The sequence below is a fragment of the Xenorhabdus innexi genome (assembly GCF_002632485.1).
GTDB classification, from domain to species: domain Bacteria; phylum Pseudomonadota; class Gammaproteobacteria; order Enterobacterales; family Enterobacteriaceae; genus Xenorhabdus; species Xenorhabdus innexi.
Window position 1 is genome coordinate 1 of the sequence record NZ_NIBU01000098.1, and the last position, 8135, is coordinate 8135.

An 8135-nucleotide genomic window follows, 5' to 3' on the forward strand; every position below is an offset into this window, starting at 1 on the left:
GGCCTGGCTGGCACAGGCGTATCAGTGGCTGTTTGTGGACAGTGGGTTTATGCGCTGGGTTCAGGGGCAGTCACACTATCCGTTTCAGCGCAATAATGATTTTCTGCGTGAATTCAATGTGGTATTACAGGGGCTATTGGTACATTTGCGGGAATATTGGCTGGCGACCGTGTTTATCACGATGGTGACACTGATCCGGCTGACCATTCTGCTGTTATCCGTCCCTCTGTTTGTGATGGTGGTCGTGGTTGCGCTGGTTGACGGGCTGGGACGGCGGGACTTACGGCGCTATGGTGCGGGGTATGAATCCAGTTTTGTTTATCACCATGCCAAACGGGGAATAAAACCGGCCTGCACGGTGCCCTGTATCCTGTATTTATCGTGGCCGGATGTGGTGCACCCTACGGTGATATTGTTGCCAGCAGCGTTATTGTCAGGGATGGCAGTGGTGATTACCACGTCGATGTTTAAAAAGTATTTGTAAGGGGCATGACGCTACACGATGAAATGCAGAGCAAAAATTCGTTTTTACATTTCATCGGCAGCAGGAAAATTATGTATTTAATGTATCAGGTATGTAGTTACTGGGGTTATTTACTATCCGAAAATGTGTTCTTCGTCATTCATTTTTATTTTATTGTTTTGTAACTTTTTTTTGTCTTCTGCTGTTTTTAGGGCATGAATAATTTGTTCTGCAACGGCCTGAATCACTTTAACGCATACTGAGTTACCGAATTGCTTATAAATTTGTCCCTGAGAAACTGCATCTACAATAAAATTTTCCGGGAATCCTTGTAGTCTTGCACATTCCCGTGGTGTCAGTTTTCTCGGATTTTTTCCAATAGTACTCTGATCTATCAGAATTTCTGATCCATCTTTGTAATAACGGGCACTGATTGTATTTGTGTACTTACTCTCATCATCAAACAAAGAATAACCGAAACCATTCCCTTTGGTTTTGTGTTCTGCTTTACGTTTTTTATGCCCTGCCCAAAGTTTGTCAGAAATAGTATAAGCATCTCTGCCGTTTTTCTGTGTTTCACGAAGAAGCTCTTCAGATGACTGAAGAATGTCCCCGACTCTGGTAGGTGAGCATGGAGGTAAAGGCCATCTGAATACTTTGTTAAAATCAACATCATCAAAGTAATCTTTATTGAACCCGACAATAAAGATACGCTCTCTGTTTTGCGGAACACCGAAATCAGCGGCACGGAGTACTTTGAAATCTACCCAGTAATTCAGCTTTTCTGATAAAGCATGCCGGGCTTCATCACTCATAGGTATATTCTGAGGAATTTCCTGATCGTGTGTTCCTTTCAGAATATCAATAATGTTTTTCAGGGTACGTCCCTTGTCATGTCCCTGGAGTTGTTTAACATTTTCCAGTAAAAAGACTTTTGGTCTTTTTTCTGCCAGAATTCTCTGGATTTCGAAAAACATAGTTCCCCGGGTATCGCTGAAGCCCTGTTTCAACCCGGCCTGAGAGAAAGCCTGACAAGGAAATCCTCCCAAAAGGATATCGTGATCTTTAATGTCAGCAGCTTTTATCTGAGTGATGTCCCCGCTCGGCATTTCACCATAATTTGCAAGATAAGTTTTCTGTGCAAATTTGTCCCATTCAGAAGTAAATACACAGTGCCCGCCAAGATTCTGGAAAGGCAGACGTATCCCACCGATGCCGGCAAAAAGGTCGATAAATGTGAACCGGCAGTTTTCAATGGATTTCTGCCTGAATGGTGCAGTATTACAATGATCTCTCATAGTATTTTCCAGTTCCAGGATTGCTTTCCATTTGGCTGGTGTCGGTGAATGTTCCCCGGTTTCCCACCCTCTGACTGTTCTTTCACCGATTGATGACATACCTAGCAAATTGGCAAACTCTGTACGACCGAGTCCGAGGGTTTCTCTTATTTTTCTGATATATTCTGATTTGTAGTCTGATGATAATAGCATACTTTACTTACTTATCCGGTTTTAATCCCTGCATGCTATCACTGTATATATAAACACGCAATGGAATCTTATGTATAATCAACCTATCAATTCGTTTGTCGATGAGTGTCAGCAACTGAGTAGTAAAATGACTGTTTGTTACAGTACTGTTTCACCGGGATTTAGCTTTTCGAATACCGGCAGAAGAGGGGAGGCAAAATATTTCTATATATCTTTGAACCAGATTATTATTGTGATTGAAAATATACAAAATAATCTCCCTGAATTTGAAAATAACAACCTTTATCGTGAAAAAAAATGGAGAGATCTGTTCCACAGGTATATTAGTGATGAAGTTGTTAATGCACTTTCAACAGTTCAGACACTTCCGTTGTTTAATCTGATTAATAAAATTATTTATACAGCGAATCAGTTACAACAACCATTTAAAGATAATTTGATGTATCTGAATCATAAGTATCTGGAAAAAACATTAAGCTATCTTCGCTCGCAAGTAGCTGATGAAGAGGCTTATATAGAATCTTTATCAACTACAGGAGTCAGTGATGTGAGTAAACCGAATGATAATACCGGGATACATGACAGTAATATTATAGGAATTAATAAAATTTATTATGGTGCTCCAGGGACAGGTAAGAGCCATAAAGTTAATACTGAGGTGGGTAACTGTACCTGCTTCAGAACAGTATTTCATCCGGATACTCAATATGCTGATTTTGTCGGAGCATTAAAACCTAAAACAACAACTGATCAATCCGGAACTGTAAGAATTATTTATGAGTTTCGTCCGGGGCCGTTCACTAAGGCTTTTATTGAAGCCCGCAAAGATCTGAGTAAAGCTGTATACTTGGTCATTGAAGAACTAAATCGAGCTCCTGCTGCCGCTGTATTCGGAGAGCTTTTCCAGCTGTTGGACAGAAAAGCTGATGGCAGCAGTAAGTATGAAATTGACATTGCTGATCCTGATATGCTGGATTATATAAATGCAAATTTGCCGTTTAGAATCAGTTCGCTGGCGTTACCTTCTAATTTATCAGTTGTAGCGACGATGAACAGTAGTGATCAGGCTGTGATGCCTATGGATACAGCGTTCAAGCGTAGATGGCATTTCGAATATATTCCGATTGATTATGCTCAGGCTACACCAGGTTCACTTCCTGTTCCTGTCTCATCTGTTAAAGAAGGAAGCAATATTATTCATGTACCATGGAATTCATTTGCTGAGCTCATAAACAACAAATTAAAAGAACTTCAGATACCGGAAGATCGGTTGCTGGGGCACAGATTTTTATCTGATGAAGAACTGTCAGAGAATGAGGTGGCTAAAAATACTCTTTGCGGAAAATTGTTCGTTTATCTATGGGATGACGTTTTAAGACATGGGCAACGTGAAGCCATATTTAATACAGAATGTAACACTTTCGGTGAATTAGCCGCTTTATTCCACAACGACGGAGCTGTTTTTACTGAGGAACTCGAAGCCGCATTTTCAGGTGTGGCAGAGAAAAATAATGTAAACCGGGAAGAAACAGTATCAGATGAAGAATAGTCCTGACTTTCATTTCAGTTTCTTTAATGACCGGCATGCTGTCAATGAGTTGCCGGACAGTTTGTTTGATTCTCTGAAATTTAACGGACTGATACCACCGGGAAGTATGAATATACATTTTTGCGGATTGGTTTCTCATGAAGGAAAAACGGCTATTTTTCTCCCCAGAAACAGTAAAGTAAAAGATGATGCAGATAAAGAGGAAATAGCTTGGAGCCTGCTCCGTTCAATACACCGTTATAAGAAGACAGCAGACTCTGCCACGGAAACAGCAGATGAGGGAGATGATATCATAGGGAGTGATAGCCTTAGCCTTATTATATCGCTGATTAATGATTATGCGGTTAATGGTCTGTACTCCCGCAGAGTACGGTTTACAGTTCGTAATAATGGCAAAGCTGACTGGAAAAAAACCATCAGCCGGATGCCTTCGTTTGTGGTCGGGAATGATATATTTTATCCGGAGATATACGGTACAAAAAGCAGAACTATTCATAATTGTGATATATCACAGATACATGCGCAGGTTATCCGTGAATTGTGCCTGAGTGTGGGCTGGATAGATTTTCTTGATCCTGGTGCTGCGGTTCAGGCACTGGCACATATACCACCACCTCTTACTTCAAAAGAAATTCAAATAGCTCTGTTGATGAAGGAACTTCATGTTACCTATTCAGACCGTGATATATTTCTTCTTAAACACCTTATTCAATATCTGAGAAAGGGAAGCGGAAATATTAATAATAATATGGTAATAGGTATCAGAGAATGTCACGGATTATGGGAAAGGATGCTGGATACCTGTTTGTTATATACAGAGAAAGTAAATCATCGGCTTACGGCTCCTGTATATAAAATATCAGGTGATTATATACTGGCTTCACTCAAAGGGCACAGAACGGATACTGTACTCAGGCACCCCGATGAAAACAAATACGTTATAGTTGATGCAAAATACTACGGAGCCGGAAGTGTGGCAACCGCTCCTAAACTGGCGGATATCATCAAACAGTTTTACTATGCAAAAGCAATGAAGATCATTGAAAACAGTGCAGAAAATATTATAAACGTATTTGTATTTCCCGGAAGTAAAGGAAATATAGAATCGGTACATATGGCACCCAGAGGGCTGAAAAGAAAGTACAGAAAAGAAGACTGCCTCGATAATGATTATCCACCTATTCTCTGCCTGTATCAGGATCCGGTTGAGCTATTGAGTCAGTATTCCCGTGGCAAATCATTAGATAAACTAAGTGAAAAGATTATAAATCTATCATTTACGGATAGTCAGTCCTCCTGAGTCGATATCTGACTCAGACTGACCACTGAATAGCCATGTTTTAAAAAGGGTAAGCAGGATAGTATCGTTCAATTTACCCTTTCCTGTCAGAGCACATTCCCAGATAGTGAGTACTCTTATACCAAGGGTTCTGAGTTCTTCAATTTTTATTCTGTCCCGTATCCGGTTTGAGTTCAGTTTTTTTTGCCAGAAGTCCTGTCTTGAATCCGGAAGCCGGAATTTTTCACATTCATGCATATGCCAGAAACAGCCATTAATAAATATTACAGTGTTCCATTTAGCCATCCATATATCGGGTTTTCCTGGTAATTTTCCACAGGATACTCTGAATCTGAAGCCATTCCGGTGCAAAAGCTTCCTTACTATCAGTTCAGGCCTGGTATCTCTGCTTCTGATAGCTTTCATGTTTCTGGAACGGGTTTCTTTATCGTGAACGTCCAATATTATTCCTGTACAGTAATTAACTCACCAAATCATACTATCAATGCTGAAATAATGTGCAAGAGTGAATGGCGAAGCACATCATTAAACCGCCCTGTTGTATTTACCCTTGGGTAGACGCGGTATATCCCAATTTCATGGCGATATTAGTATTTGCGGATAGATGGCGGACTCAGTGATAATAAACTGATATTTAAAGGTTATTTTTCGATGCTGGATGATGGAATGCAAAACGGATTTTTGTTTTGTATTCCATCGTCAGCAGACAAGCCGCTGGACGGCGCGTCAGTCTTTCAGGTTAATGCCGATACACTGAAGGTACATTCACCACCTGCCTCATCCACTCAAACCCGTCACAGGCCTGACAGGCCCGGTGCCTCTTTTCGGGTCGACGCAGTCATGTTCATGTGAAGTATCTTCACAATAGCTGACAAACGGTTGTTCGACACGGTGCAGCTGAATAGTCGCAGCCTGCTCTCTGGACGCCGGAAAAAATGCGCAGCCGGGTTCGGTAAACAGATCGGTATCATCCAGCGGCGCATCACAGTGTTCGCAGTGGTTTATCCAGTGCTGCCGTTGCAGTGGCTGGCAGACAATTTTGCGCAGGCGGTGGTGAAAGCCGGGCAGCACGTTGCGCACAAGGGTGGGAAGGTCGGCAAGATAAAACAAAAACGCCGGACAGTCCTGCACGGTGTAATCAATTTCGGTGTCGGGCTTATCGTGGTTGTCCGCTTCCCGCCGCTGATGACCGGCAGGCAGCATAAAAGCCGTTACTGTGGTGTTTCCCTGACAGTGCGGGCAGGCTGTCTGAGTCTGGGCGTCCGCATGAACATTGTAGAACGGCAGCCAGTTGATAAACGGCTTCGGATCAATGCTGTTATCGATATACCCGATTTGTTCAACGGCATCCCAGTGTGCACCCGGCTTCCGTGCCTGTTCGTGTTCCGCATCAGGGACGTTTAAATCAATCCGCAGCATGCGTTTTTCTTCATCATGACGTGTTGGCTGAATAAATGAGTCAGACTATGTCGCTAATTTGCATCAAAGCATAAAGAGTTTATTACTGATCCGCTGTAAAAAAAACCGCATCCTCGGCATCCTGAATTCCATCACGAGGTGAGTGTGTATGCGTGGTTGTTTTTCCCTGTCCCGGTCTGCCTGTCTGCTGGGTCTGACGGTATTGTGTGTCCCCCTTGCGCAGGCGGCCGAAAACGATGAACTGGCGAGTGCAACGCGGCTGATTGAGCAGGTACAGATAGCGCTGGAGCGCGCCAGTATTGCCGACGCGCCCGCGGAGACCGAAAAACCGCCCCGCTATCACTTTGATTACGCCCGTATCCGCGCGGATCTTCACACCATTAAAACCGGCATCGAACATTACCTGATGCCTTCCCGCGACCAGCCGGACGAACCCGCGCCGTTATCCGGTCAGTATCGTCAGGAACGCCCGCAATGACCCCGACCCAGCGCCATGCCTTTGAGGCGGCTTCAGGGCACTTTGATATTCATTTTCTGTCTCTGGTGTGTGTCGGCTTTTTCTTCGCGACGTTGTTTTTCTGGGCGGCCTGGGCAGTGGTGGATGTCTGGAACGGCTGGGCGAATGACAACGTGCGTAATCAGACCCTCAGCCAGTTTGCCCTGCGAACGGCGCTGTTACTGGTGATTGCGGTCTGGATGTTTGCCAGCTGATGCAATGAACACAATCAAAAAAGGAACTGCTTGATGATGAAACCTGTTTTTACCTTCTGCCGTCGTGTCAGTACGCAGCTGATGACCCGGATCAGTACCCTGTTTTTGCTGTTCGGTCTGGTCTGTGAATCCGCCCGGGCAGACTTGCCGGCCATTGAACCGCCGAAAAGTGGCGGTGGCGGCGGATTGCTCGGTCAGGTGAAGGGCTATGCGCAGGATGGTATTGTGATTGGCGGCTTAATCCTCTCGGCTGTGGCATTTTTTAAAGTCGCCTCCGCTGCCGTGGAAACCTTTTCCGAAGTGCGTGACGGCAAAGCCAGCTGGACCCAGTTTGGTTCCATTATCGTGGTTGGCGTGGTGCTGCTGGTTGCGGTGATCTGGCTGCTGGCAAAATCAGCCGGCATTATTTTTTAGGGGGCCGCGCATGCAGACGATCCCGTTCTTACCTGATCGCTTAAATGCCGAACCGGTCGTCTTTCGCGGCTTTACCACGCCGGAGATGGGACTGGCCGCCCTGGCCGGGCTGGGGATCGGGCTGATGGTGAGCCTGCCTCTCATCCCGTTAGCGGGCTGGGTGATGCTCCCCACCGGCATGCTGGTGATGCCGTTGCTGCTGATTAGTTTTGGCGGGCGCTGGCTGGCACAGTTTAAGCGCGGCAAACCGGAACATTATCTCTGGCTGACACTGGCAGAGCAGAAACGCCGGCTGGGTCTCGGTGATCCGGCCCTGATTATTGCGGCTCAGGGCTGGTCGTTACGGCGCAGCAGGAGTGTGCGATGAGTCGGTTTCGTCATGCATTGAAAAATCGTGATCAGCATATTCTGACCCTGCGGCTCGCCTGCGGGGGGTTGATGCTGGTCTTGTTGATAACGCTCACGGGCTGGATGACGGCACCGCGTAATCTCACCATTCATAACCCGCCGGATTTACGCAGTGGCAGCACCCGGGCGTGGTGGGAAGTCCCTGCGCCGAGTGTCTACAGTTTTGCGTTTTATATTTTCCAGCAACTGAATGCCTGGCCGAAAAACGGGGCGCAGGATTATCCGGCCAAAATTGTGGCCTTATCGCCCTATCTGACACCGGCCTGTCAGGATTTTCTGCGGGAAGATGCTAAAACCCGCGCTGACAGTGGGGAACTGGCTGACCGGGTACGGGTGGTGTATGAAGTGCCCGGCCGGGGCTATGGCACAAAAAGCGTGACG

The 8135-nt window shown here is 45.4% G+C and carries 11 protein-coding genes; 8 read left to right on the forward strand and 3 right to left on the reverse strand.

What is annotated here, in order from left to right:
* Nucleotides 1–484: TIGR03747 family integrating conjugative element membrane protein (locus Xinn_RS19250; RefSeq protein ID WP_099137754.1), on the forward strand; the 484-nt coding region annotated here is incomplete at its 5' end.
* 113 nt (nt 485–597) lie between these two features.
* Here Xinn_RS19250 and Xinn_RS19255 read toward each other — a convergent pair.
* Complete coding sequence (locus tag Xinn_RS19255) at nt 598–1953, reverse strand: DNA cytosine methyltransferase (protein ID WP_086954420.1); 1356 nt, start codon at nt 1951–1953, stop codon at nt 598–600.
* Nucleotides 1954–2023: 70 nt separating this feature from the next.
* Between Xinn_RS19255 and Xinn_RS19260 the strand changes: the two genes are divergently transcribed.
* Both Xinn_RS19260 and Xinn_RS19265 read left to right on the forward strand, forming a co-directional pair.
* A complete protein-coding gene (locus tag Xinn_RS19260) occupies nt 2024–3502 on the forward strand; it encodes an McrB family protein (RefSeq protein WP_086954419.1) in 1479 nt (492 codons plus the stop codon).
* Entirely contained in the window at nt 3492–4802 is a 1311-nt protein-coding gene (locus Xinn_RS19265; protein ID WP_086954418.1) for an LlaJI family restriction endonuclease, read from the forward strand. The genes Xinn_RS19260 and Xinn_RS19265 overlap by 11 nt, the downstream gene beginning before the upstream one ends.
* On the opposite strand, the gene Xinn_RS19270 is transcribed toward Xinn_RS19265, so the two are convergent.
* Nucleotides 4776–5243: a very short patch repair endonuclease gene (locus Xinn_RS19270; RefSeq protein ID WP_086954417.1), complete on the reverse strand. Its 468-nt coding sequence runs from the start codon at nt 5241–5243 to the stop codon at nt 4776–4778. The genes Xinn_RS19265 and Xinn_RS19270 overlap by 27 nt on opposite strands.
* Nucleotides 5244–5579: 336 nt before the next feature.
* Entirely contained in the window at nt 5580–6221 is a 642-nt protein-coding gene (locus Xinn_RS19275; RefSeq protein ID WP_244590263.1) for a DUF5710 domain-containing protein, read from the reverse strand.
* Between the two features lie 148 nt (nt 6222–6369).
* Between Xinn_RS19275 and Xinn_RS19280 the strand changes: the two genes are divergently transcribed.
* The 5 genes from Xinn_RS19280 to Xinn_RS19300 all read left to right on the forward strand — a co-directional run.
* Nucleotides 6370–6699, forward strand: a complete 330-nt coding sequence (locus tag Xinn_RS19280; protein ID WP_086954416.1) for an integrative conjugative element protein, RAQPRD family — start codon at nt 6370–6372, stop codon at nt 6697–6699.
* Nucleotides 6696–6932: a TIGR03758 family integrating conjugative element protein gene (locus tag Xinn_RS19285; RefSeq protein WP_086954415.1), complete on the forward strand. Its 237-nt coding sequence runs from the start codon at nt 6696–6698 to the stop codon at nt 6930–6932. Before Xinn_RS19280 ends, Xinn_RS19285 begins: the two co-directional genes overlap by 4 nt.
* A 36-nt stretch (nt 6933–6968) precedes the next feature.
* The gene (locus Xinn_RS19290) at nt 6969–7346 is read left to right on the forward strand and encodes a TIGR03745 family integrating conjugative element membrane protein (RefSeq protein ID WP_211286038.1); all 378 of its coding nucleotides are present in this window, start codon (nt 6969–6971) and stop codon (nt 7344–7346) included.
* Nucleotides 7347–7356: 10 nt separating this feature from the next.
* The gene (locus Xinn_RS19295; RefSeq protein WP_099137755.1) at nt 7357–7713 is read left to right on the forward strand and encodes a TIGR03750 family conjugal transfer protein; all 357 of its coding nucleotides are present in this window, start codon (nt 7357–7359) and stop codon (nt 7711–7713) included.
* Nucleotides 7710–8135: PFL_4703 family integrating conjugative element protein (locus tag Xinn_RS19300; protein WP_099137756.1), on the forward strand; the 426-nt coding region annotated here is incomplete at its 3' end. The genes Xinn_RS19295 and Xinn_RS19300, both read left to right, overlap by 4 nt.

Coding starts and splice junctions, on each gene's coding strand:
- Xinn_RS19255 (WP_086954420.1), bottom strand. CDS start 1,953: ATGCTATTATCATCAGACTACAAATCAGAATATATCAGAAAAATAAGA.
- Xinn_RS19265 (WP_086954418.1), top strand. CDS start 3,492: ATGAAGAATAGTCCTGACTTTCATTTCAGTTTCTTTAATGACCGGCAT.
- Xinn_RS19285 (WP_086954415.1), top strand. CDS start 6,696: ATGACCCCGACCCAGCGCCATGCCTTTGAGGCGGCTTCAGGGCACTTT.
- Xinn_RS19260 (WP_086954419.1), top strand. CDS start 2,024: ATGTATAATCAACCTATCAATTCGTTTGTCGATGAGTGTCAGCAACTG.
- Xinn_RS19295 (WP_099137755.1), top strand. CDS start 7,357: ATGCAGACGATCCCGTTCTTACCTGATCGCTTAAATGCCGAACCGGTC.
- Xinn_RS19275 (WP_244590263.1), bottom strand. CDS start 6,221: ATGCTGCGGATTGATTTAAACGTCCCTGATGCGGAACACGAACAGGCA.
- Xinn_RS19280 (WP_086954416.1), top strand. CDS start 6,370: ATGCGTGGTTGTTTTTCCCTGTCCCGGTCTGCCTGTCTGCTGGGTCTG.
- Xinn_RS19290 (WP_211286038.1), top strand. CDS start 6,969: ATGAAACCTGTTTTTACCTTCTGCCGTCGTGTCAGTACGCAGCTGATG.